The following is a 25,378-nucleotide window of genomic DNA, read 5'->3' on the forward strand; positions in this document are numbered from 1 at the left end:
ATCTACCTACGGTGGCAGGATGACACCATGACGACCGATCTGGACATTGCCAGCGCCGCCACTATCCTGCCGATCGGCGACATCGCCGCCTCACTGGGCCTGAGTGCGGACGACATCACGCCGTTCGGGCACGACAAGGCCAAGATCCCGGCCATGCGCGTCATCGAGAACCGCGATGCGGCGGGCTCGAGCGGTCTCGGCAGGCTCATCCTCGTCACCGCCATGAGCCCCACGCCGGCGGGCGAGGGGAAAACGACGACCAGCATCGGGCTGGCCGATGGCCTCAGCCGGCTGGCCGAGGAGGAGGGCTGGCAGGTACCCGTTGGCCGTGCGCCGGCAGTGCTCGCACTCCGAGAGCCCAGCCTGGGGCCCGTGTTCGGCATGAAGGGCGGCGCCGCGGGCGGTGGCTACGCTCAGGTCCTTCCCATGGAGGACATCAACCTTCACTTCACGGGTGACTTCGCGGCCATCGCACTGGCCAACAACCTTGCGGCCGCCATGGTCGACAACCACATCCACCATGGCAACGAGCTGCGCATCGATCCGCGGCGCGTGGAGATCCGTCGAGTCGTTGACCTCAACGATCGCGCCCTGCGCCAGCTGGCAATCGGACTGGGCGGGTACACCGGGGGCATGCCGCGTGAGGATGCGTTCGACATCGTGGTGGCAAGCGAGGTCATGGCCGTGTTCTGCCTGGCCACCTCGCTGCGCGACCTCAAGGCGCGCCTGGGCCGCATCGTCGTGGCGCGCACGTTCGACAAGCAGCCGGTGACGGTCGCCGATCTGGGAATAGCGGGTTCACTCACGGCCCTGCTGCGCAACGCGCTCTCGCCCAACCTCGTCCAGACCATCGAGCACACCCCGGCGTTCGTCCACGGCGGCCCGTTCGCCAACATCGCCCACGGCTGCAACAGCGTGCTCGCCACCACCGCCGCGCTCACCCATGGAATGTACGCGGTGACCGAGGCGGGATTCGGCGCAGATCTGGGTGCGGAGAAGTTCCTCGACATCAAGTGCCGGGCGGCGGAGATCTGGCCCTCCGCCGCGGTCGTCGTGGCCACCGTGCGGGTGCTGAAGTTCCACGGGGGAGTGCCCAAGGCGCAACTGGAAACGGAGGACGTCCAGGCGATCACAGCCGGCATGGCGAACCTCAACCGCCACATCGAAAACCTCACGGAGGTCTACGGCCTGCCCGTGGTTGTCAGCCTCAACCGCTTCCCCTCGGATACGGATGAGGAAGTCGAAGCGGTGCTGGGTGCACTGCGTTCACGCGGGGTAGCGGTCGAGATGGCCGAGCACTGGGCGCAAGGTGGCCGCGGCGCCCTCGACCTCGCGCGCGCCGTTGTGCGAGCGGCCGGCGGGCCGGGGCTGCAAGGCGAAGGCAAACCCGTTCCGGTTCCTCGCTTCTCGTATCCGCTGGAGCTGCCGTTGACGGAGAAGATCGAAGCCGTAGCGCGCAGGATCTACGGGGCTGGCTCGGTCGAATTGCCCGCCGCGGTCAGGCGGAAGCTCGCGATGTTCGAGGCCGATGGGTACGGCGATCTGCCGGTCTGCATTGCGAAGACGCAGTACTCATTCAGCACGGATGCCACCGTCCTCGGTGCTCCGAGCGGCCACGCACTGGCCGTGCGCGACGTGCGGCTGAGTGCGGGAGCCGGGTTCGTCGTGGCGATCTGCGGGGACATCATGACGATGCCCGGGCTGCCGAAGGCTCCGGCGGCTCTGCGCATCGACGTGGATGACGATGGGGCGATTACGGGGCTGTTCTAGGGAGAGTGCGCGCGGAGGGAGCATCGGACACTGGCTGACCTGCCGCTGGGACAGACTGCCGGCAACACCGGGCCCCAGTTCGCGACAAGGGGGTAAATGTCACCCGTCCCGGTTGAACATGTGTCGACCGGCTGGTGAATGTGCGGTGCGGCCAGCGCCCTGGCTTCGCACCGCGGCTCGGCGCCTCCTAGGATTGCCGGGTGCTCAGGAAGTTCCGTGCCGAAATCCAGCTGCTGCGTGCCGTCGCCGTCGCGACCGTGGTTGTCTACCACGTCAACCCAGCGTGGTTGCCCGGCGGCTTCGTGGGCGTCGACGTCTTCTTCGTCATCTCCGGCTACCTCATTACCGGTCACATGCTGGGGGAGGCCGCCCGGACCGGGCGCATCTCCCTGCTGGGCTTCTGGGCCAACCGGGCCCGGCGCATCCTGCCCGCGGCCACGATTGCCATCATCGTCACCGCCGCCGCCTCATGCTTCTTCCTGCCTGCCAGCCAGCTGACGCCCACCGCTTGGCAGGGTGTCGCCTCCGCGCTGTACTTCCAGAACTTCGCACTGGCGGCGAAGTCCGTGGACTACCTCACGCAGGGAGCGGCGGACACGCCCTTCCAGCACTTCTGGTCGCTCTCCGTGGAGGAGCAGTTCTACGTCGTCTGGCCGCTGCTCGTTCTGGCGGCATGTTGGGCGGTCGTGGCTCTGCAGCGGCGCCACCCCACGGATGAGCTGCATCGGATGCGGCGCACCCGCGCGATCGTCCTCGTGGTGTTCTCCGCCGTGGTCGTCGCATCGCTCGTCTATAGCCAGGTCAGCGTCGCCCATGGCGATCCCGCCGCCTACTTCGTCACCCCGTCCCGCGTGTGGGAACTGGGCATGGGTGGTGTGCTGGCCTGCGTGCTCGGCGACCCGTGCCGCCTGCCCGCGCTGCGCAATCTCCTCGCGCTCGCCGGGCTGGCGGCGATCGGGGCCGCATGCGCGCTCTACGGTGCGACCACGCCATTCCCCGGAGCCACCGCGCTTGCCCCCGTGCTGGGCTGCGCCGCCGTCATCGCCGCCGGCCGCACGCGCGGGCTTGGCTCGCTCACCCCGCTGGTGGATCTGCGCCCGGTGCAGCTGCTGGGCAACTGGTCCTATTCGCTCTACCTGTGGCACTTTCCCGTCGTCACCTTCTATGTGGCCGTGCGCGGTGAGCACCCCGGTTTGGCCACGGGCCTCGCTCTCATCGTCGTCAGCCTCGGACTGGCCGCAACCAGCTACTACTTCGTCGAGCAGCCTCTGCGACTCAACGGATTCCTGCGCCAGCGCCGCTGGCTGACGATCGAGGCAGCCGTCACCGCCATGGCCGTCGCCGCCGGCGTCGCAGTCGTTCCGCAGGCGGTCTTCGCACACGCCGTCTCCGAGGAGCGCGAGCGCACCGCGGACCTGCGTGCCGGCCGCGCCTCGGGCATGGGAGCGGCGGCCCTGTCCGATACGCGCTTCTCCCTCTATGCCCCGAACAGCGACGGGCGGATCGTGCCGATTCCGGCGGAGGCCGTGCACGACGAGCCGCACTACGACTGCAAGGGGGTGCCGGCAGCAGCCCAGGGCGCCACCACGACCCCCTGCACCGTCGCGAACCCGGGGGGCACGAAGACGTTGGCCGTCGTGGGCGATTCGCACGCGAGCATGTGGGTCCCGGCGCTCAAGCGTGCCTATGAGGGCACGGACTGGAAGATCGTCGTCTACCTGCACAATTCGTGCCCGTTCTCGCTGCAACCACGCGCCCTCGAAGAGCGCGGAACGTCCACCTGCACCGCTCCTAACCGCACCGTGCTCTCCGACCTCATCGCATCCAAACCGGACCGCGTGCTCATGACGAACCTGGCGGTGGACGACTTCACGCGCCACGCCAATGAGCGGGTCGCCGGGGTATGGGGCTACGAGCAGGTTATGCGTCCCCTGCGCCGCGCGGGCATCGACGTGGTGGCGCTCCAGGACGCGCCGCAGCCGCCCGGGGGAGATTCCGTGGCCGACTGCGTTTCCGCACACTCAGATGATCCCAACGCCTGCTCGTTCAAGCGCAGCGACAGCCTGGAGGACACCGGTGCGAACCAGGCCATGGCCGCCGCCGCGAAGAACGTGGGCGGCATCCTCACCGTCAAGCCCACCGGCCTCTTCTGCACGCTGGACGAGTGCCCCGCTGTCATCGGCTCCGTGCTCGTCTACCGGGATGCGAACCACGTGTCCGCAACGTATGCCAAGACCCTCGGTGGGGACCTGCGCCGGCTGCTGAAGGTGCGCTGATCGCGCCGCGCGGGCAATTAGACTGAGCAGGGGGTTGCGTGCCCCATGATGAAGTCCCTGCGCTGCACCGCAGCGCAGGAATAGGACTGGGCCTATTGTGGCCCCCCATTGAGGAACGGGTGGATGGAAACGGGACACGGTGCTGTACCGCTGCGCATCGCGGCGATCGTGCCCTGCCACAACGAGGAGATCACCGTGGGCACGGTGGTGCGTGACCTGCGAGCCGCCGTGCCGGGCATCGCCGTCTACGTCTACGACAACAACTCCACCGATCGCACCGCGGAGCGCGCCCGCGCCGCCGGAGCCGTTGTGCGCACGGAGCGCCTCAAGGGCAAGGGGAACGTCATCCGGCGGGCCTTCGCGGACATCGACGCGGACGTCTACGTCACGATCGACGGCGATGACACATACGAGGCAGCCGACCTGCCCGGCATGATCGCGCTGCTGCTGGAAGGGCCCTACGACCACGTGCTGGGCGTGCGCCAGGACACCCAGGAGACGACGTCCTATCGTCCGGGCCACGAGGCGGGCAACCGCGCCTTCAACCGTTTGACCAGCCGCCTGTTCGGGGCACCGGTGACGGACATGCTGTCCGGCTACCGCGTCTTCTCCCGCCGCTTCGTCAAGTCCTTTCCCGCCGTGAGCAAGCAGTTCGAGATCGAAACGGAGCTCACCGTGCACATGATGTCGCTGCGCCTGCCCACCGCGGAATACCCGGTGGGCTTCCGCGACCGCCCCGCGGGCAGTGAGTCGAAGCTGTCCACATTCGGCGACGGCTTCCGCATCCTCAGCATCATCGCCCAGCTGGTCCGCCACGAGCGGCCCTATCTGTTCTACGGTCTGCTCACCGCACTCTGCGGCGCGGCGTCCTTGGCCCTGGGCATCCCCGTGATCCTCGAGTTCTGGCGCACGGGCCTGGTCCCGCGCTTCCCCACGGCCATCCTCGCCGCCGCCTTCGCCGTCCTCGCCTTCCTCCTGGGCAGCGTGGGCCTCATCATCGACGGTCTGCGCCGTGCGCGCCGCGAGGCCTCGCGTCTGCGCTACCTAGAGCTGCCGCCGCCCACGGTGACGGCCCCCGCCCCGGTCGACTTCCCACCGCCGATCCCGGACGTGCCGCGCAGCGGGCCGGGTGAGCAGAGCGGAGCGACGCCATCCTCCTGATCCGCCGCCTTCCCTCCCGCTGGCAATCACTGGCCGCCGAGGTCTTCCAGTTCCTCCTCGTGGGGGGCATCAGCTACCTCGTGGACGTCGGGCTGTCGAACCTGCTGGTCTACGGCCTCTTCGGCTTCCCCGCGGTGCTGCACGACAGCCCCCTCAAGGCGAAGATCATCTCCACGATCGCCAGCATCATCGTGGCCTGGCTGGGCAACAAGTTCCTCACCTACAAGGACCGCAGCTCGGGGTCGAATGTGCGCGGCTTCGTCATGTTCGTGGTCGTGAATCTCATCGGCATGCTCGTCGTCCTCGCTCCTCTGGGCGTTACCTGGTATCTGCTGGGGCTGCACGACCGGCTCAGCTACAACCTTTCGACGAATGTCATCGGCATTGCCCTGGGCATGGTCTTCCGCTTCTATGCCTACCGGACCTGGGTCTTCCGCGACGCCCCGCAGAAGGAGGTCGTCGTCACCGACGTCGCCGACGACCTCGCCGGGCGGGGCTGAGCCCGTGGGCGCCGCGTTCGCACGCGTGAGTGCGCGCCGTGGCGCCTGGCGCTGGTTCCTGGCGCTCGTGTGGACGGCGCTCGCAACCGCGCTCACCGTCGTCTACTGGCCCGGGCGCGCCAACAACGACATCGCCTACCAGGCCCTCCAGGCCCAGGGCCGCATCCCCTTCACGGACTGGCACCCGCCCATCATGAGTGCGCTCTGGCAGCTGCTCCTCGGGTTCACCGGGCAGCTGGGCACCCTGCTCGCCCTGCAGGTGGGGCTCTACTGCCTGGCCGGGTGGCTGCTGTGCGTGCTCGTCCTCCGCCGGACCGGGAGCCGAGTCGCCTCGCTGCTCCCGCTCGCCGGCCTCCTGGCGCCGTGGTCGCTGAGCCAGCTGGGCATCCTGTGGAAGGACACGCAGATGGCGGTGGCCTTCCTCGTCGCCACGGGTTTGATCTTCCTCATCCTCCCTCGTGCCCCGCGTACCCTGTGGCTGCTCGTCCCGGTTGCGGTACTGCTGGTTTACGGCACGGGGGTGCGCAAGAATGCCGTCGCGGCGGTGCTTGCGCTGGCCTGCGCGATCGCCTGGCAGCTCGCCCGCTGCGTTGCCCGCGCCCGAGGCGCCCGCCGCCTGCCCCGGCCCCGGTTCGTGGGCGCCGCGGCGGTGGCGGGCGTGCTCGCACTGCTGTTGGGAACCACCGCGGCGGTGGGTGCCGCCGTCGATGCCGCCCACCGCGTGCAGCGGACGGGCCAGAGCAGCCAGATCATGCTCGACGATGTGCTGTTCTCCGTTCCGCGGGAGGAATTGGCCGCCGCGGGGCTGCCACCGGAGTTCGTCGCCCACGCGCAGCGAGCGCGCACACAGTGCGAGGCCATGGGGGAGCGCTGGGACGCCTACTGGAACTGCTGGGGGCGCGGGGTATCCGGGGCCATGTACTCGCCGCTCTCCGAATCCGATCAGCGCGCCATCGCTTGGGCCTGGCGCGACCACGTGCTGCCGCACCCCCTGCGCTACTGCGCCTACCGTGCCCACGTGTTTGACTACTACCTCTTCACCAGTCGCCTGGAGTACTGGCCATCGGGCAAGACGAAGGACGCGGATGCCGCCGGCCTGCACGCCGCCCTTCCGGGTGCGGAGCACGGCATCGAGGCCTACGTGCAGGCGACCGCGGGCACCCTGGGGTTTTTCTTCAAGCCCTGGTTCTGGGCCGTCGCGGGGATCGGCGCGCTCGTGATGACGGCCCGGAGGCGCGGGTTCCGCTTCGAGGTCTGGGTGCTGTCATGCTCCGCCCTGTGCTACATCGCGGCCTACTTCTTCATCGCGCCGGCCAACCACTTCCGCTACACCTACTGGCCGGCCCTGGCCATTACCGCGGCGTGGATGCTGCTGGCCTCCGGTCCGACAACCCGCCTTGTGCGCCGTTCCCGTGAGGGCGAACGCGGGGTACGTGAGGGGCGAGTGGCCTCGGGTACAGTGAGCGGGTCCGCCGCCGACTGACGAGAGCCCGCACACGCATGACCACGCACGATCGGCCCAGGCAGTTCCTGCCCGGGCGCTGGGCCGCTGCACTGTGGGTACTCGTCCTGGCGGCCTGCGGGTGGGCCGGGGCGCAGTTCATCATCGAGGCCTTCTATCCCGGCGGGTTCAACGACGACATGGTCTTCCAGCTGCGGCAGGCGCAGGGCCAGATTCCCTTCAACGACTGGCACCCGGTCATCCAGGCCCTGCTGTGGCGCTGGCTCATGCAGACCACGGGCGCCGTGGGCTCCCTGCTCGTCTGCCAGGTTATCGTCTTCTCTGCCGCCGCGTTCGGCCTGGCACTCCACATCTTCCTGACAACCGGCCGCCGACTCGTCTCGCTGCTGGGCTTCCTGCCGCTGCTGGCGCCGTGGTGCCTGAACTTCGCCGGGCTGGTGTGGAAGGACACGGGGATGACCGCGTGCCTGTTCGCCGCGGTGGTGCTTGCGCTGCACATGGCCAGGCTGCGCGGCCGCTGGCTGCCGGTGCGCCTGCCGCTACTCATCCTCGCCGTGGTGTTCCTCGTCTTCGCGACCCTGGTGCGCAAGAATGCCGCGTTCGCCATCCTGCCCGTGCTGTGGTTCGTCTGGTGCCAGGCAGCCGCCGGCACGCGCCTGGCGCTGTTTGCCGGATCCCTCCTGTGGAAGCCCTGGCGGCGGCTGCGCGGCGTGCCCAAGCGGCGTTTCGCGGGGCTCTTCGCCGTGACGATCGTCTTCGCGGGTCTGGTGGCCGGTGGCGCCGAGGCGGCCGATGCCGCTGCCCGCCCGCAGCACACCGGTCAGCTCACGCAGATCTACCTGGACGACCTGTCCTTCACGCTCACGGACGAGCAGATCGCCACTGAGCCCATGCCCGAGCGGTTGAGGGCGGACCTGCGCGGCATCCGCTCCCTGTGCCCCCTGGACGGATCCAAGCAGATCTCGAACGTCTACTGGCGCTGCTACCGGGGTGACGACCCGAATCTCACGTTCGCCCCCATCGACGATGCGGATGCCATTCAAGATCTGTGGATCCGGCAGACGACCGCGCACCCGGTGGAGTACCTGCGCTATCGCACGCTCGTCTACGCCCACTTCCTCTTCAACACCAATTACAAGTTCGACGCTCCGGTCAGCGAGTTGCCCCCTGGGCTGGAGAAGGCCAACCCCATCCAGAACCAGATCATGCTGACGTACGTGACGAAGTTCGGCATCGGGGCGCTGGGCTGGACGTTCCAGGTGTGGTTCTGGCTGGCCGCCGCGATCGCCGGATGCGCGCTCTCCCGCCGGCTCCACCGCTTCCGACGAGTGGCGATCTGCCTGAGCGCCTCGTCACTCATCTACCTGCTCGGCTACGTCCCGATCGTCCCTGCGCCCAACCTGCGCTATGCCTACTGGCCGGCGATCGCGATGACCACGGTCGCCGTAATGGCGCTTGCCGCGCGGCGCCGGGGACCTGCGGCCCCTCGCCCGCAGGCTGCAGCGGACGATTCGCGTGGTGAACCCACCTGCGCTCCTACCGGCGCTCCCGCCGAGGCCGCCGACGCGGGTGACTCCGACGCGGGTGACTCCGACACGGCCGACGGTGAGGAGCCCGCGGTACGGGAAGCGGTGGAATCCGCGGCGCCGTCTACGACGGACTCGGCGGTCAGCGGGCCGGCGCCGGCTGGCGAAGGCGACGAGGGCTCCACGACCGGCGGCACTCGGGTGCGGGGAGCGGCCCCGGTGTCAGCCGAGCCGCGCTCGGACCCCGCCGGTGAACCCACCGGCGAGCCGTCTGCGGCGATGGAGGCCTCGGCTGGCACCGAACGCGGTGCGCACTCCGACCGGTTCGCGCTCCGGCCGCGGCGGCGTCGCTAGAACCTAGGCCCGGCGTACGGGCCGGTAGCGCACTCGTCGGTAAGCGCGCACGACGGGATCCGGCGTCAGCGTGCGGATCTCCGCGCGCAGTCGGCGCAGATCCTGGACGCGCGCGGCGCGCCGCAGATCGCCCAGCTGGTGTTCGCGTGCCCGGGTGGCCAGGAGCCCCAGCGCATCGTGCAGGCGGTGATCGGCGGGCTGGAAGTAGTTCGCCTCGAGCCACGCACGGGTGGGGAACCCGAACCGGCCGGCAGCCACGTCCGCCAGGGTGCCGAGGATGCCGGAGCCCTCGAACACCGCATTGAGCAGCTCGTCGCTGACCCCGAAGTCGGACACGATGAGCGTGGGCAGACCGCGGTCGATCGACTCGAGGGCGGCCGTCGAGGACACCGTCACAAGCGCGCTGCCCGGTTGCAGGAAGCGGCTCATGGGGCCGATGCCCACCGTCACCTCGTCCGGTCCGATCCGGCCGGTGCTCACGAGGCGCTCCAGAAGCGCCGCATACGTGAACTGCTCGCGGTGGGTCTCCTGCTCGCCCGGGCGGCTGCGCACCTTGACGATCGCCTGCGCGCCCGGGTTGCTGCGGGCGAAGGACGCCAGCGCAAGCAGGATCTCCTCCCGCTGCACCGGATCCGCCGGCACCTTGGCCTGCGGGGCGAACACAACGGTGTCGATGCGAGCGGCCGGGGCCGCCGCGCAGGGCGGCAGCGGGCTGGTGAGCATGGGCAGCCGGGCCACGACGACCTCGACCGGGACCTCGCATTTGCGGGCCACCGCCTCGTAGGCGAGCCGCTCATGTTCGGAGTGGGCGATGAAGAGATCCCCCAGGCGCCGGTACTCCATCCCCTTGCGGCGGGCGGGCAGCCCCACGCCCGGCAGCCCGGAGACCAGGCCGGGGCGGTGCTCGAGCCCGGCGGCGGAGGCGAAGACCTGCTGGACCACGGGCCCCGTGGAGGCCGCGAGCACCACATCCGGCGCCACGACGCTGAGTTCGCGGGCGAGCTGCGAGCGGTCGATGAGGGGGATTCGCAGGTCCTCCCACGTCGTCCCCGCCAGGGCGTTGCCCACCTGTTCGGCCGTGGGGCGGATGGGTGTGTCGATGAGCCAGGGGCGGGCGTCGAAGCCCTCGAGGCCGTCAAGGGTGTGGGCGGCCCACTTGAGGTAGGACTCGCTGTCCGACACGGCGACGATGCGCACCGGCCGGCGCGGGGCCAGCGTTCCCGGCGGGGTGCCGGGCACCGGCACCGGGTCGGCACCGGCCGCGGACGTGGGCCCGCCCCCGCTGCCGGCTGAGGGATCCGCTGCCGCGCCCGCACTCGCCTCGGACCGGGCGGTAGGCACCGCGCCGTCTGCGCGGGGCTGTGCCTCGCGCTGCTGGCGGGCGCGCGTCGCGGCGGCAAGCGCCAGCTCGTTGAGCTCCCGGCGCAGGGCGTCCGTGCCCGTGCCGGTCCACCACTCGGCGGGGATGGGGGTGACCTGCAGGTCCGGGGGGGCCATGATGAGCGGCAGCGTGGTCAGCGCCGTGGAGGGCAGGCTCGCCACGCGCGCCCCGCGCGGTGCCCGGGCCATGCGCAGCTCCACCGGCAGGCCCGCGGGCAGGACGGTCAGGCCCTCGACGGCGCCCAGGCGCTTGAGCAGCTTCTTCGACTGCCTGCGGTGGGCGAAGTAGACGGCGGGGCCGTGGTCGGCCTGCGTGCGGACCCAGTCCACGTAGGCCTCGGCGTCGATGAGGCCGTCGGCGGCAAGGGCGGTGCCCAGGATGAAGCTGTGTGCCTGCGCCGTCTGCACGAGCTCCGGATCGGAGCACTCGGCTGACCGCAGCCGTTCGAATGCGTGTCGCTCCAACCGCCCGCCCGCGGTGGCGAACGCGGCCGCCAGTCGGTCGTCGACCGGGAGGGCCGTGTGCCAGGACAGGCGCCCGCGGCGCATGGCGGTGCGCAGCACGAAGGCCGCGGCCGCCCCCATGAGGCGTCGCGACGTGGCTGCCGGCGCCTTGGCCCGCACGAGCGACTGGCGCTTCGAATCGGAGAGCAGGCGCGCGGCCCGCACCGTGGCGTAGCCGTCATCCAGGAGGACGAAGGAGGCGCGGATGCGGCCGGTGGCCATGAGCAGCGGCCGCTGGAACTTGCCGGAGAACGGATCGCCGATGAGGATGCGGCCCGTTGCCCCGATGAGCGCCTCCGGGTGCGGCTTGGACGTCAGGACGGCGACGCCGTGGGGGATGAGCTCGCGGGGCAGCTGCTTGAGGAAGCTCGCCATGCCCGTGGCCTTCTTCCGAGCGTGGATGATGAGCTGCTCACCCGGTTCGTGGGCCTCCAGCGCAGAGAGGAACTGCAGGGGGGACTCCACGAACGCGTGGGATTCATCCGACATCCGGGGCCTTTGCAATGGGGGAACGGGAGACCATGCCATGATGAGTCACGACGTTGACCAGCAATTGGCCAGAAGGTGAAGTATGTCTGTCATGGTGACCGGCGGCGCCGGCTACATCGGCTCCCACGTGGTCCGGCTGCTGCGCGAGCGGGGTGACGAGGTCGTCATCGTCGATGATCTGTCCAACGGCATTCCCGAGCGCGTCGCGGGCCTGCCGCTCGAGCGCATCGACCTCTCCGCCCCTGAGGCCGAGGCGTCGCTCACCGACGCCATGCTCACCCACGGTGTGGACTCCGTTATCCACTTCGCCGCGATGAAGCAGGTGGGGGAGTCCGTCGAGCGGCCCCTCTGGTATTACCGGCAGAACGTCGCCGGCCTGGCCAACCTGCTCGCCGCGATCGGCGACGCCGGGGTGCACCGCCTCGTCTTCTCCTCCTCCGCCGCGGTCTACGGCATGCCGGACCGCCTGACCGTCCCCGAGGACATCGACTGCCGGCCCATCAACCCCTACGGCCAGACGAAGCTCATCGGCGAGTGGATGATCGATGACGTCACCGCGGTGACGGACCTGCGTGCCATCAAGCTGCGCTACTTCAACGTCGCCGGCGCCGGGTGGCCCGATCTTGCGGACACCGCCGTCATGAACCTCGTGCCCATCGTGCTCGAGCGCCTGCGCGCAGGCAAGCGACCCGTCATCTTCGGCGATGACTACGCCACCGAGGACGGCACCTGCATCCGCGACTACATCCACGTCAAGGACCTGGCCGACGCCCATATCGCCGCGCTCGACGCCCTGGCCGCCGGGACGAACGAGCACACCTCGTTCAATGTGGGGACCGGCCAGGGGGCCAGCGTCAAGGAGGTCATCGAAGCGCTGTCCGATGCGCTCGGCGAGCCCATCGACGCGGAGATCGGTGCCCGCCGCGCCGGCGACCCGCCCCGCCTGGTCGCCGATACCTCGTCCATCGCCGCGGAGCTGGGTTGGAAGGCCGAGCTGGGGCTGGCCGACATCGCAACCAGCGCGGTCGAGATTGAGAGGCAACTGCATGGGTGACACGCCCGCCGAGCTCTTGCCCGCTGCGAAAGCGCGTTCGCGAGGTGAGAGGCCGCTCTCTCGTGGCCAGCGTTACGCGCTGTGCGGATACGCGGCATGTGCCATCGTTATGGGGATCTTTGTGTTCTCCGCTGTCAACCCCGGCGGTCTGACGAACGACAGCCTCTTCCAGCTGGATCAGGCGCAAGGGCGGATCGGGTACAACGACTGGCACCCGGTCATCATGAGCTGGACCTGGTCGCTCCTTCTCAAGCTGGCGGGCACCGTCGCATCAATGGCCGCCGTGCAGGTGAGCTTTGCCGTTCTTTTGGCGGTGCTCCTCGTCTACTATCTGCTGCTCGCCACCCGCAATTGCCTGATTTCGGGCCTGGGCTTTCTTCTCGTCGCAATGCCCAACACCGTGAACATGTGGGGCATGGTCTGGAAAGACGTGCACATGGTGCTGACCCTCGCACTCGCAGTGGTCTGTGTCCTCCTGATCCGGTTCAGGCCGCGCTTTTTATGGGGATTCGTCGTCGCGGCGCTGCTCCTGCTGACCTATGCCGCACTCGTCCGCAAAAACTCGGTGGTGGCCGTCGTACCGATCCTTGTTCTCCTGGCTGACCAGGTCGTGCGCGTGCGAGGTGATACGACCACTCGCAAGCGGATCGTTGGCGTCACGGGGCTGAGCCTGCTTGTGTTCGGCCTGCTCGTCGGCAGCACGGGCGCACTGCTCGATCACACTCTTCACCCCACAAAGAATTCGCAGGTCGAACAGGTCATGCTCGACGATCTGATTTTCGCGGTGCCCCAGAAGAGCATCGATGGCAGCGACGCGCCCGATCGGTTAAAGAAGAAGCTGAAAGACGCACGCCGTGAATGCCGCGCCAAGGGAAAGAACTGGAATTCCTATTGGGTCTGCTACGGTACTGGTGCCTCGGGGGCTCCCTTCACCGCGATCGCTGACGGGGATGCCGTTCGGAAGCTGTGGGTGGAGGAGATTCCCACACACCTTCCGCAGTACATCACCTATCGAGCCTGGACCACTCGGGAACTCCTCTTCACTACCGGATTGCAATTCGCAGGAAAGGGGGTGGCCGAGCATGCAGGCTACCCGCTGCAGAATCCCGGGGCGCACGATTTCCTGCGCGCTTACGTCGTGGACTTTGGAGTGACGCAGCTGCGGTTCCTCTACTACGGGTGGTTCGGCCTCCTCATCAGCACCGCCGGGGCAGTGATGGCGTGCATCAAACGGTGGCGCAGCCCCAGCGCCCTGGCGATTTTCGTCTCCGGCATCCTCTACCTGCTCACCTTCGTCCCCTCCGCCCCCGCCGCTGACTACCGCTACGTCTTCTGGACCATGCTCGCCGGCCTGCTTGGCTGGCTCGTGCTGCTGGGCGAGCGGCGGGCGCGCGCCCTGCGCGGGGCTCCGCCGGCGGTCATCGGGAGGGAACGAGCCGACGGTCAGCTCGTTCGGCCCGCCCCCAACGGTCGCACCGAGCAGACGAGAAGCGCTCAGCGCAGGCGGATTCGTCTTCCTGAGCTGCGTGCGCGCTGCAGCAGCGGTCGGATGTGCAGGCGCTGGGCCTCGGTGGCGAGGGCGCGCCAGCGGTTGGCGCGCGTTCTGGTCAGGACGCGCGGTGTCTGAGCACCGGGCAACCCCAACGCCTGGATCCGGCGCTTGCGGAACCAGCGCCGGCGCGCGGTAGCGGGGAGATCGGACAGCAGCTCCTCTGCCTGCGGGCGCAGCAGCGCCGCGACATCGGGCTGCATGCAGTAGCCCACAGCGTCAACGAGCAGCTGCAGGCTTGATCCGGCGGCGAACCCGGCCGGTGCGTCCTCGGCGGCGCACGCGTCGATGATCGTGGCTGGGATGCGATTGGAGTTCTGGTACGGCGTGAGGCGCGCGAGGATGAGTTCCGTGCCGACGGCGCACACAGGGATATCGAAGAGGAAGTCCGCCGTCGCGAGCGCCGTCGAGAAACCGCCCACAACCAAACTCGGCCGCACGATGTCCATGACGGCTTCGGCGATCACGGGGGTGGCGAGCACTTTCAGCGTGACACCCAGCTCGGCGGAGCGCTCGTTCAGGATCGCCGTGGTCGCGGGAGGAGCGGCTGGATGCGGCTTGAAGAGAACGGTGTGCGCACCGCGCGCTCGCGCCACTTCAAGCATCTGGACGTGAAGCGCCTCCTCCTCGTCGGTGGTGAGCACGCCCAGCGCCGCAAGGTATTGGCCGACGACGAGCGCGCAGCCGCTGCCGCCATCGGCACCCGACGTCTCCGCGTCGACGGCCGCGCGCGCGGCATCCGCGATCTCGCTCAGGACAGAGCGAAACGCCGCCGCCGGTACAGGTCGAGGGGTGATGCCGAACTCCATGAGCAGGCGTGGCCGCACGGTGCCTGCCAAGGGCAGGTAATGCAGGGAAGTGGTGCGCTGCCCCATGTGCAGGGGGAGGTGGCTGCGCGTGGGCGCAAAGCTCATGAGGCCGTCGGCGTGCACTCGCACTCGCGCGGTGCGGAAGATTCGGCATAGCGCAATCGCCGGGTTGACCTGCGGTGACTCAACGATGAGCTCGAGTGGCCCGGTGCCGAGATCCCAAGCCGAGCGCAGCAGCCGCTCGAGGATCGGAGCATCCTCCTCGCGCGGCGCCCAGGACCCCGGTGCCAGCGGTGCAAGAGCGGCGTTCAGGGAGAGCACCCGGTCGAAGCGCTGTGCGAGCGCCGCCATGCCCGGCTGCTCGTCCAGCGGCGTTGTGACTTCGAGCGTGCGGGCGTTGTCGCTGAGGAGCAGGATGCGTTCGGACACGGGAGGATAGTGCGGATCAATTCCGCCGCCCAACACCTGCGGGAGATCGCCCGAATCATAGGCGCCGGTATCGATTCCGGCAGCCAGACCCGCCACCTCGAACGTCGTCGAGGCGAGGAAGATCTGCTTCATGCGGTAGTCCTTTCCGAACGGGTCGATCGGGGTGCAGACGCCGCCTCGCTTCGCGGGGACATCCCGCTCACACCGCCCGGGCCAACAGCGCGCGGCGCTCGGGCAGGAACGGCAGGACGGCGGCCTGGCGCTTGCGGGGCGCGGCGGCGAACACCTCGTGCACGGTGGCCGGCGGCAGCGGTGCGGATACGGCGCGGGCCCTGCGGGCGAACTCGCGGCGCAGGGCCACCGGGGAGCCGGCGGCGAACCGCTGTGTCTGATGATGGAGGATCGCCAGCCAGTTGCGGGCGGCCTTGGCCCAGAAGCGCTCGGCCTGCGCATCCGCGGTGACGAGCGCGAAGATCGCGGCGAACGCATCGCAGAACTGGAGCTGGCGGGCGTCGACGACCTGGGAGAGCGAACTGGGCAGCCCGCGGCGGTAGCGGATGCCGGGGGAGTCGACGACGGCGAAGGAATCGGCGCCCAGGTGGAGCCCCCAGATCCACGAGCGGTCCTCGGCCGTCATGAAGTCCGCCGGGAACTGGAGCAGGCCGCGCTCGGCCAGGCGGGCGTCGAAGATCCCCGCCCAGGCGAACGGGTAGTCGACCATCGTCGAATCGTGCACGGGCAGGATGCCCAACCGGGGGTCGAGCACCGCATCGCGGACCGCCATGGGCGCCCGGCGCAGCACGCGCTTGCCGCTCGCCTCCACCTGGACGTGATCGGTGCGCACGAAGTCCACCCCCAGGCCCTCGATCGCCTCGACCATGGCGCTCAGGTGTCCCGGAGCCAGCCAGTCGTCGCCGTCGAGGAATGCGATGTAACGGCCCCGAGCCGCAGCGATGCCCTGGTTGCGGCCGTTCGCGAGGCCGCGCGCGGTCTCATTGCGGATGACCTCGAAGTGCGGCAGACGGGCCCCGTGCTCCGCCAGCAGCTGCGGGGTCGCATCCGCGGAGCCGTCGTCGATGAAGATGATCTGCGTGGTCTCCAGCACGGGCCCCTGCCGGTGCAGGGAGGCAAACATCGTGGGCAGGTACGGAGCGGCGTCCTTGGCCGGGATGATGAGGGAGAGCGCGGGCATGTGATCCTGTCGGGCCGAAGGTGGACGGGCAAGGTCAGCGGCGGCGGCGCGGCTGCCGCGCGGGGCGCTAGCACCGGGCACAGGGCGCCCCGCACGCCGGCGCGGCCGCCAACCCGGAACGGGCCGACGGCCGCGCAGTCGGGCGCGGGCGCCCTACTTCTTCACGCGCAGCGAGGCGATCTTCGACTCCTCGCCGGGCATGACGCGCTTGCGGCCGTCGCCCAGCGCGATCTGGACGGTGCGCAGCTCGCGGGCCAGGCGGATGAACTCCTCGGGCTCCATCGAGGCCTGCTGGTCCGAGCCCCACATCGTGTTGTCGAGCGTGATGTGGCGCTCGACCGTCGCGGCGCCCAGGGCCACGGCGGCCGCGGAGATCTCCGTGCCGATCTCGTGGCCGGAGTAGCCCACGGGCACCCGGTAGCGCTCGGCGAGCATGGGGATGGCCAGGAGGTTCGCCTCCTCCGCCGGCAGCGGGTAGGTGGAGGTGGCGTGCATGAGGATGAGGTTCTCGCGGCCCAGTTCGGCCACGGCCGCGTCGATCTGCTCGATCGTGGACATGCCGGTGGACATGATGACCGGCTTGCCGGTGGCGCGCACGGCCCGCAGGATGTCGAAGTCCGTGATGGAGGCGGATGCGATCTTGTACGCGACGGCCTCGAAGCGTTCCATGAAGACCACGGAGTCCACGTCCCACGGGGAGGCGAACCACTGGAGGCCCAGTTGCTTGGCGTAGCGGTCGATCTCCGCGTACTCCGCCTCCTCGAACTCCACGCGAAACTTGTACTCGAGGTACGTCATGGTGCCCCACGGCGTCTCGCGCATCTTCGACTTCTGGTCCTCCGGCACGGCGACGTCCGGGTTGCGCTTCTGGAACTTCACGGCCTGGGCGCCGGCCTCCTTCGCCACGTCCATGAGGCGCTTGGCGATCTCCACGTCGCCGTTGTGGTTGATGCCGATCTCGCCGATGATGTACACCGGCTGGCCCGGCCCGATCAGGTGCTCGCCGATCGCCACGGGGGCAATCGCGGACTGGAGCTGGTTCGGGGTGGCAATCGCGGTCATGTCGGTGTCCTTCTCTGCTCGGTGGTGCGGGCTGCGTAGGTGGGTGCTGCGGATCGGATGGGCCGCCGGCGGCGGCCCGCTGCGCCGGCTCAGGGGGCGGCGACGGGGTGGGCGCGGCGCGCGGCCGCGGACTGGTGCTCCCGGCGCCGAGGCGCGGGCCGGGCGGCGCTCGCCCGCTCCGCCGGCGCCTCGGGCCCGGCCGGCGCTCTGCCGTCCGTGCCCGTGCGCCCCGCGGTGGCCGTGGCGGGCAGGGGCTGCTCGCCGGTGCCGAGGACCAAGTCGCAGACCTCGCGGACGGCGCCCTGGCCGCCGCTGGCCTCGAGCACCGTGCGGGCTGCGGCGAGGACGGCGGGGTGGGCGTCGGCGACGGCGATGGGCCATCCCACCGCGCTGAACGCCGCGAGGTCGTTGATGTCGTTGCCCACGTAGGCGACGCGCTCGGGGTCGAGGCCGCGCTCGCGCATCCACGCCTCGATGGCGGTGGCCTTGTCGTCGATGCCCTGGGCGACGTCCACCCGCAGCTTCTGCGCGCGGCGCGTGACGACGGGGTTGCGCTCCTTGGACAGGATGAGGAACGGCACGCCGGCCCGGACCAGCGCGGCCACGCCCATCCCGTCGCCGCGGTGGACGCGCACGGACTCCGTGCCGTCCTCGCTCAGCAGCACGGCGTCGTCGGTGTGCACTCCGTCGAAGTCGGTGACGACCGCGTCCACGTCGAGGTGCTGGACGTCGCGGCGCCCGGCGGCCATGGCGCGCAGCAGGGTGAGGTCGGAGAGCGTGTCGATCTCCCGCGCGTCCTCGGCCGGGACCTCCTCGACCTCGATGCGCCCGAAGAACCGGTGGCCCGCGGCCAGCAGGCCCTGCGTGCGCATGACGTAGAACGCGCCCGTCTCGTTGAAGTGCCGCGGCCGGTCCTGCCGGCGGGGCCGGAACGCGGCATCGTGGCCCACGGCCACGGCGCCGCCGGAGGCGTCGAGCGTCCAGAGGAACGAGTGGTCCTCGACGGCGGAGAACACGACGTCCGCCCCGCCGCCGGCCACGCGGGCGATCGCCGCGTCCACGTTCTCCGGGTTGATGAAGGGGGAGGTCGCCTGGATGAAGACCGTGATGTCGATGTCCTCGCCCAGGCGCCCGAGTGCGTGGATGAGGGCGGACTCGCTGGTGGCGTGGTCGTCGGCCAGTGCGTCCGGGCGGCGGACCACGCGGGCGCCAGCGCGCTCGGCCTCGGCGGCGATCCCGTCGTGGTCGGTGGAGACGACCACGAGGTCGATCCCGGTCGCGGCACGGGCCGCATCGATCGCGCGGGCCAGGAGGGTCTTGCCCGCGATCTTCTGCAGGTTCTTCAGCGGTATGCCCTTCGAGCCGCCGCGGGCCGGGATGATGGCCGCGGTGCGAGGGCGCTTCGTCGTCTCAGTCACAGGTGGTCACTGTAGGCAGGCGACCGTGAACCACCGGTGAACCCGCGGCCAACGCCGCCTAAGCACAGATGAACCTCGCCCAGCTGGTTGAGCCAAGCCGATTCGCGGGTGAACACCGGCCCAACGCGGTGCGGCCGGCGCCCCAACCGCGCCCGAGGTGCGGGCCGGCGCGGCCCGAGCCCGCACCTCGGGCGCGGGCGGGCCCGAGGTGCGCGCGGGGCCGAGCAGCGCGCGGCGCGGGCGGGCAAGGGCACGCTCAGGCGCTCTCAGGCCCGTGACTGAGGCAGACTGCGGCGGAGGAGGGGCGCTGTGCCAGATAAGGAGCGCTGTGGCGGGGGAGGGGCGCGAACCGGGTGGGAGCCGGCCTCAGATCCAGCTGGGGTTGAGCATGCGCCACTGCCAGTGGTCGTACGGGATGACCTCGCCGGTGTAGACGGGGTAGAAGAAGCAGAAGGCGAACACCGCGCCGGCGAGTACGAGGCCCACCGCCAGGCGCCGGGCCATGAGGCCCGCGGGCAGCCGCTGCCCGCGCACGCCGCTCGAGGTCCCCCACAGCAGGCCCAGGCAGTACGTGAGGCCCAGCACCACGAAGGGGACCATGACGATCGTGTAGAACGTGAAGATCGTGCGCTCCTGGTAGAGGAACCAGGGACCCCACGTGCCGATCAGGCCCGCCAGGATCGCGCCGGCGCGCCAGTCGCGGCGCAGCGCCCAGGCGCCCAGCAGGACGACGATGACGACGACTGCAGCCCCCCAGATCACCGGGTTGCCCACGGAGGTGATCGCAGACGAGCACTTCTCCGCGGTGCACCCGTTCTGCCCGGCGGTGGGGGACTCGTAGAAGAACGAGGTGGGCTTCCACTGCACGATCCAGCCCCACGGATTGGACATGTAGGGGTGCTCGGAGTCCAGGCCCACGTGGAACTTGTACGCGGTGTAGTGGTAGTGCGCCAGGCTCGTCAGCCAATCCGGCAGGGCCGACCACCAGCCGCGGTGCTCGGCGCCCCACTGCCGGTCGTAGCCGCCGGAGGTGAAGATCCAGCCGGACCAGCACAGCACGTAGGTGACCAGCGCCACCGGCACGAGCGAGACGAACGCGGGCCCCGCGTCCTTGGCCAGCACCGCGCGCAGCGGCTGGGCGACGCCCACTCGCCGGCGGGCGCTCCAGTCCCAGCACACCGCCATGATGCCGAAGGCGGCCAGGGCGTAGAGGCCGGACCACTTGACGCCCATCGACAGGCCCAGGCTGATGCCGGCGGCCAGGCGCCACGGGCGCAGGCCCAGCGAGGGGCCGAAGCGGGCCGGTGTGAGCCAGCCGCGCCGCCACGGCAGCGCGGCGAGCCGGCCCAGGCGGCGCTGGGCCCAGTCGCGGTCGAGGATGAGGCAGCCGAACGCCACGAGCACGAAGAACATGACGAAGAGGTCGAGCAGTCCGGTGCGCGAGTGGACGAAGTGCTCACCGTCGACGCACAGCAGCAGCCCGGCGACGCCGCCCAGCCACACGCTGGAGAACATGCGGGTGGCGATGCGGGCGAGGATGAAGATCGACAGGGCCCCGAAGAGCGCGGCGGAGAACCGCCACCCGAACGAGTCGTCGACGCCGAACCAGTCGATGCCCAGGCTGAGGATCCACTTGCCCAGCGGCGGGTGGACGACGTACTCCGGGGTGGTGAGGATGCCTGACGGGTCGCCCTGGTTGAACAGGTCGTTGGCCTTCTCCGCCCAGTTGCGCTCGTAGCCGGACTGGCTGAGCGCGTACGCGTCTTTGACGTAGTAGGTCTCGTCGAAGACGAGCGAGTGGGGAAAGCCCAGCCGCCAGAACCGCAGCACCGCGCCGATCACGGCGAGGCCCGCCGGGATGAGCCAGCCCAGCAGCGGGTGCGCGGCCGGCGGGATCCCCATGGCCAGGGGGGTGAGGCGCCGGGTGGGGTCGGGCGAGTCGGCGGCGCTCGGCGCGTCGGCGGTGGCGGATGCCGTGCGGCCGGTGGTGGCGGTCGCCGTGCTGCCGCCGGCCTTAGCGCCCTCGGCGGGCTCGGCGTCGGGCGCGCGCGCGGACGTCCTCGAAGTGCTCACCCGCCCAGTGTAGGGGGCGCAGTGGAGGGGACGAGGGCTGTTGCGGATCTGCCACCGAGCGGGCGTCCGGTGACTGTCGCCCGGCACGCGGTCCCGGCTAGCCTGGGATGCAGGACCCGCCGCACGCGAGGGGCGGGCCGCGCCTCGGGAACCGGGGCGCCGAACGAGAAGCGGGTGGGTGACCATGTCCTACGGCAGCGGAGACGACGGTGCGAAGTACCCGGGCGGCTCGGGCTACCCCGGAAGCGCGGGCTATGCGGGCAGCCGGGGCTACTCCGGCAGCGCGGCCGGCGGTGGCGAGTACGGCTCGCAGGGCGGTTACGGCTCGCAGGGCGGCTACCCGGGCGGTGCCTCCCAGCTCGGCCCCGCCTATGGCGGCGAGGGCTACGGCAGCGGCGACTATGCCGCCGGTGACTACGGCGGCCAGGGCTACGGCGACCAGCCTTACGCCGGCCAGCCATACGCCGACCAGGGATACGGGCCGGACTACGGGGTGCAGCCCTACGCCGGCCAGCAGCCGGCGTACTACCGGCCCGCACCGCGGACGAACACGCTGTCCATCGTCGCGCTCGTGCTCTCCCTCGTGGGCCTCTCGACCGGCCTCACAGCGATCGGCGGCATCATCTGCGGGCACATCGCCCGCCGCCAGATCCGCGAGACCGGCGAGGGCGGCGACGGCCTCGCGCTGGCCGCGCTCATCGTCGGCTACATCATCAGCGGCTTCTGGGTGGCGCTCGTCCTCTTCTATATCGCTGTCTTCGTCTTCATCGGCCTCGGGAGCATGTCCTGACGCCAGCGGACGGATCAGTAACGCCATCGGACGGGCCGGAGATCCCAGCGGACGGGTCAGTAACGCGCGTGGGCGGGTCGGTAACCCCGGCGGGCGCGCCGGTGCCCCCGGCGGCCGGCCCGCAGTCCGAGCCCGAGGCGCCCCGCGGCCCCGCGCTCGTGCTCCTCGGCACCCCGATCGGCAACCTCGGCGATGCGAGCCCTCGGATGCGCGCGGAGATCGCCGCCGCGGACCTCATCGCTGCCGAGGACACCCGGCGCTTCCTGGGCCTGGCCGAACGGCTGGGCATCGCCCACTCCGGGGCGATCATGAGCCTCTTCGACCACAACGAGGCCGACCGCGCGGCCGTCCTGGCCGACGAGGTCGCCGCCGGCAAGCGGGTCGTCCTGCTCACCGACGCCGGCATGCCGGCGGTCTCGGACCCCGGCTACCGCGTGGTGAGGGAGGTCAGCGAAAGGGGCCTGCCGGTCACCTCGGCGCCCGGGCCGTCCGCGGCCCTGACCGCGCTCGCCCTCTCCGGCCTGCCGTCGGACCGCTTCGCGTTCGAGGGGTTCCTGCCGCGCAAGCCCGGCGAACGGGCGCGCAGGCTGGCCGGGCTCGCCCGCGACGAGCGCACGCTCATCCTCTTCGAAAGCCCCCACCGCATCGCCGCGGCCATGGAGGACGTCGTCGCCGCGTTCGGACCGGACCGGCCCATGACCATCAGCCGGGAGCTGACGAAGACCTACGAGGAGGTGCTGCGGGGCACCTCGGGCGAACTGGCCCGTGCCGCGCACGCGGGGCTGCGCGGCGAGCTCACCCTCGTCATCGCCGGCTTCCGCGGTACCGCCTCGGACCCTGCCGACCACCTGCCCGAGGTGGCCCGGCTGGTGGACGGCGGCATGCGCGCCAAGAAGGCCGCGGCGGAGGTCGCGGGGCGCCATGGGCTGAGCACCCGCGCGGTCTACGAGGCCTATCTGCACGCGTAGTCGGCACACGTAGACTCGAGGCCATGACCTTCTACCTCACCACCGCGATCGCGTACCCCAACGGCACCCCGCACATCGGGCACGCGTACGAGTACATCGCGGCGGACACGATCGCCCGGTTCAAGCGCCTCGACGGCGAGGACGTCTTCTTCATGACCGGCACGGACGAGCACGGGCTGAAGATGCAGCAGACCGCGCAGAAGCTGGGGATGTCGGCCCGCGAGCTGGCCGATGTCAACGCCGCGAAGTTCCGGGACCTCCAGGACACCCTGGGCTCGAGCTACGACCGGTTCATCCGCACGACGGACCCGGACCACACCGCGGCCAGCCAGGCCCTCTGGCAGCGCATGGCCGACGCCGGCGACATCTACCTGGACTCCTACTCCGGCTGGTACTCGGTGCGCGACGAGGCGTACTACGCCGAGGACGAGACGGAGGTCCGCGCCGACGGCGAGCGCTACGCGACCGCCACGGGCACCCCGGTGACGTGGACGGAGGAGGAGTCGTACTTCTTCCGGCTGTCGAACTACGCCGACCGCCTGCTCGAGTGGTACGACACCCCCGGTGAGGACGGGATCTCCCCGGTGGGCCCGGACGTGCGGCGCAACGAGGTCGCCTCGTTCGTCCGCTCGGGGCTCAAGGACCTCTCGATCTCCCGCACGACGTTCGACTGGGGCATCCCGGTGCCCGGCGACGACAAGCACGTCATGTACGTGTGGGTCGACGCGCTGACGAACTACCTGACGGGGGCGGGCTTCCCGGACGTGGACTCGGAGCGCTTCCGCGAGCTGTGGCCGGCCGACGTCCACATCATCGGCAAGGACATCATCCGCTTCCACAGCGTCTACTGGCCGGCCTTCCTCATGAGCGCGGGCCTGCTGCTGCCCCGCCGCGTCCACGCCCACGGCTTCCTGTTCAACAAGGGCGAGAAGATGTCGAAGTCCGTGGGCAACGTCGTCGACCCCTACGACCTCGTCGCGAGCTTCGGCCTCGACACGCTGCGCTTCTTCCTGCTGCGCGAGATCTCCTACGGCCAGGACGGCTCGTACTCCGCCGACAGCATCATCGGGCGCAAGAACGCGGACCTCGCCAACGAGTACGGCAACCTCGTCCAGCGCTCCGCGACGATGGTCGTGAAGAACCTGGACGGCGTCGTGCCCACCGTCAGCGCCGCGGACCTCAGCGCCGACGACCGCGACCTGCTCGACCTCGCCGAGGCGGCGCTGGGCCGGGCGCGCGCCGCCGTGGACCGCCAGGAGCTCCACCGCTACGTCGAGGCGCTGTGGAGCGTGCTGGGGGAGACCAACCGGTACTTCTCCGCGCAGCAGCCGTGGAAGCTCAAGAAGGAGGACCCGAAGCGCATGGCCACGGTCCTCTTCACCGCGCTCGAGGTGCTGCGCCAGATCTCCATCCTCGCCCAGCCGATCATGCCGGAGTCCGCGGGCCGAGTCCTCGACACCCTGGGCGTGGCCCGGGAGCAGTCCGCGCGCACGTTCGCCGCGCTCGACGCCCCGCTGCCGGCGGGCACGCGCCTCGAGGCGCCCACCCCGATCTTCCCGCGCTACGAGGCGCCTGCCGACGGCGTCGCGGGCACTTCCGCGGGCACGGGGACTGCCGCGGGCGCGGGGGCCTGATGGCATCGCGCGCGGCCGGCGAGTACCCGCCGGTGCCCGAGGCGCTGGCCGCGCCGGGCGTCGACACCCACACCCACCTCGACATCTGCACGGGCAACCGCGGCCCCATCCGCCCCGGCGAGCCCGCCCCGGAGGTGGATCCCGCCGATGCGGGCGAGGGTGCGGACTTCCCGCCCCTGTCCTTCTTCTACGACACCGCCCGAGCCGCGGGCATCCCGCGCATCGTGCAGATCGGCTGCGAGATGGGCTCCGCCCGCTGGACCGCGCAGACGGTGGCCGACGAGGCGGCGGCCGGGCGCGATTGGATGCTCGGCGGTGCGGCCATCCATCCGAACGAGGCGCCGCGCCTGGCCGCGGCCGGCCTGCTCGAGGACTCCCTGGCGGAGATCGAGGAGCTGCTGGGCGGGGACCGGATGCGCGTGGTGGGCGAGACGGGCCTGGACTACTTCCGCACCTCGGCGGAGGACGAGGACGACATGCGCGCCCAGCGCGAGTCCTTCCGCGCCCACATCGAGATCGCCAAGCGGCGCGGCCTCGCCCTGCAGATCCACGACCGGGAGGCCCACGCGGACGTGCTGCGCATCCTGCGAGAGGAAGGCGCGCCGGAGGTCACGGTCTTCCACTGCTTCTCCGGCGACGCGGCCATGGCGCGCGAGTGCGCGGCGGCCGGCTACTTCATGTCGTTCGCCGGCAACATCACGTTCAAGAATGCCGACGGGCTGCGCGAGGCCGCCGCCCTGGTGCCCGATGCGCTGCTGCTGTCGGAGACCGATGCCCCGTTCCTCACCCCGCACCCCTACCGGGGCAGGCCGGGCGGGCCGTACCTCACCGCGCTGACGATCCGCAGGCTCGCGCAGGTGCGCGGCGCCTCGGAGGCGCACGTGGCGAACCTCGTGACGGCCAATGCGCAGCGCGCCCTGGGGGACTGGGCGCTGTAGCGGTGCGGCAGGGCCCCCGCAGCGTTGCCCGGGGTATTGC

General features: G+C 70.5%; 17 protein-coding genes. 11 read left to right on the top strand and 6 right to left on the bottom strand.

Features of this window, described 5'->3' with window-relative positions; translation table 11 throughout:
- Positions 1-27: 27 nt before the first annotated feature.
- The 6 genes from BRM1_RS12925 (at position 28) to BRM1_RS12950 (ending at position 9,049) form a co-directional block, all read left to right on the top strand.
- Positions 28-1,770: a formate--tetrahydrofolate ligase gene (locus BRM1_RS12925; RefSeq protein WP_268526447.1), complete on the top strand. Its 1,743-nt coding sequence runs from the start codon at positions 28-30 to the stop codon at positions 1,768-1,770.
- 200 nt (positions 1,771-1,970) lie between these two features.
- Positions 1,971-4,046 carry an acyltransferase family protein gene (locus tag BRM1_RS12930; protein ID WP_268526449.1) on the top strand — a complete coding sequence of 692 codons (2,076 nt, stop codon included), beginning with the start codon at positions 1,971-1,973 and terminating at the stop codon, positions 4,044-4,046.
- 123 nt (positions 4,047-4,169) lie between these two features.
- Positions 4,170-5,207 (top strand): glycosyltransferase, encoded by a 1,038-nt coding sequence (locus BRM1_RS12935; protein WP_268526451.1) that lies wholly within the window; start codon positions 4,170-4,172, stop codon positions 5,205-5,207.
- Positions 5,208-5,266: 59 nt separating this feature from the next.
- Positions 5,267-5,707, top strand: a complete 441-nt coding sequence (locus BRM1_RS12940) for a GtrA family protein (RefSeq protein WP_268526453.1) — start codon at positions 5,267-5,269, stop codon at positions 5,705-5,707.
- Between the two features lie 25 nt (positions 5,708-5,732).
- Positions 5,733-7,190, top strand: coding sequence for a hypothetical protein (locus tag BRM1_RS12945; RefSeq protein WP_268526455.1), 1,458 nt, complete (start codon positions 5,733-5,735; stop codon positions 7,188-7,190).
- A gap of 17 nt (positions 7,191-7,207) precedes the next feature.
- Positions 7,208-9,049 (top strand): hypothetical protein, encoded by a 1,842-nt coding sequence (locus tag BRM1_RS12950; RefSeq protein ID WP_268526457.1) that lies wholly within the window; start codon positions 7,208-7,210, stop codon positions 9,047-9,049.
- Between the two features lie 3 nt (positions 9,050-9,052).
- Here BRM1_RS12950 and BRM1_RS12955 read toward each other — a convergent pair whose 3' ends face one another.
- The gene (locus BRM1_RS12955; RefSeq protein ID WP_268526459.1) at positions 9,053-11,422 is read right to left on the bottom strand and encodes a DUF6716 putative glycosyltransferase; all 2,370 of its coding nucleotides are present in this window, start codon (positions 11,420-11,422) and stop codon (positions 9,053-9,055) included.
- 82 nt (positions 11,423-11,504) lie between these two features.
- Between BRM1_RS12955 and galE the strand changes: the two genes are divergently transcribed.
- On the top strand, positions 11,505-12,476 hold the full coding sequence (gene galE / locus BRM1_RS12960; RefSeq protein WP_268526461.1) for a UDP-glucose 4-epimerase GalE: 972 nt from the start codon (positions 11,505-11,507) through the stop codon (positions 12,474-12,476).
- A 1,494-nt stretch (positions 12,477-13,970) separates the two neighbouring features.
- On the opposite strand, the gene BRM1_RS12965 is transcribed toward galE, so the two are convergent.
- From BRM1_RS12965 to BRM1_RS12985, 5 genes are all read right to left on the bottom strand, one after another.
- Entirely contained in the window at positions 13,971-15,395 is a 1,425-nt protein-coding gene (locus tag BRM1_RS12965) for a polysialyltransferase family glycosyltransferase (protein WP_268526463.1), read from the bottom strand.
- 67 nt (positions 15,396-15,462) lie between these two features.
- Positions 15,463-16,455 (bottom strand): glycosyltransferase family 2 protein, encoded by a 993-nt coding sequence (locus BRM1_RS12970; RefSeq protein ID WP_268526465.1) that lies wholly within the window; start codon positions 16,453-16,455, stop codon positions 15,463-15,465.
- A 153-nt stretch (positions 16,456-16,608) separates the two neighbouring features.
- The gene (locus tag BRM1_RS12975; RefSeq protein ID WP_268526466.1) at positions 16,609-17,517 is read right to left on the bottom strand and encodes an N-acetylneuraminate synthase family protein; all 909 of its coding nucleotides are present in this window, start codon (positions 17,515-17,517) and stop codon (positions 16,609-16,611) included.
- A gap of 89 nt (positions 17,518-17,606) precedes the next feature.
- Entirely contained in the window at positions 17,607-18,935 is a 1,329-nt protein-coding gene (locus BRM1_RS12980) for an acylneuraminate cytidylyltransferase (RefSeq protein WP_268526468.1), read from the bottom strand.
- 366 nt (positions 18,936-19,301) lie between these two features.
- The gene (locus BRM1_RS12985) at positions 19,302-21,008 is read right to left on the bottom strand and encodes a dolichyl-phosphate-mannose--protein mannosyltransferase (RefSeq protein ID WP_326957260.1); all 1,707 of its coding nucleotides are present in this window, start codon (positions 21,006-21,008) and stop codon (positions 19,302-19,304) included.
- A 184-nt stretch (positions 21,009-21,192) separates the two neighbouring features.
- Here BRM1_RS12985 and BRM1_RS12990 point away from each other — a divergent pair, with 184 nt between their 5' ends.
- The 4 genes from BRM1_RS12990 (at position 21,193) to BRM1_RS13005 (ending at position 25,338) form a co-directional block, all read left to right on the top strand.
- Positions 21,193-21,798, top strand: a complete 606-nt coding sequence (locus BRM1_RS12990; protein ID WP_160953272.1) for a DUF4190 domain-containing protein — start codon at positions 21,193-21,195, stop codon at positions 21,796-21,798.
- A gap of 68 nt (positions 21,799-21,866) precedes the next feature.
- Entirely contained in the window at positions 21,867-22,766 is a 900-nt protein-coding gene (rsmI, locus tag BRM1_RS12995; protein WP_442864327.1) for a 16S rRNA (cytidine(1402)-2'-O)-methyltransferase, read from the top strand.
- 23 nt (positions 22,767-22,789) lie between these two features.
- Positions 22,790-24,400: a methionine--tRNA ligase gene (gene metG, locus BRM1_RS13000; RefSeq protein WP_268526471.1), complete on the top strand. Its 1,611-nt coding sequence runs from the start codon at positions 22,790-22,792 to the stop codon at positions 24,398-24,400.
- Entirely contained in the window at positions 24,400-25,338 is a 939-nt protein-coding gene (locus tag BRM1_RS13005) for a TatD family hydrolase (RefSeq protein WP_268526473.1), read from the top strand. The genes metG and BRM1_RS13005 overlap by 1 nt, the downstream gene beginning before the upstream one ends.
- Positions 25,339-25,378 lie beyond the last annotated feature (40 nt).

Source organism: Brevibacterium sp. BRM-1, from assembly GCF_026802075.1.
GTDB lineage: Bacteria > Actinomycetota > Actinomycetes > Actinomycetales > Brevibacteriaceae > Brevibacterium > Brevibacterium rongguiense.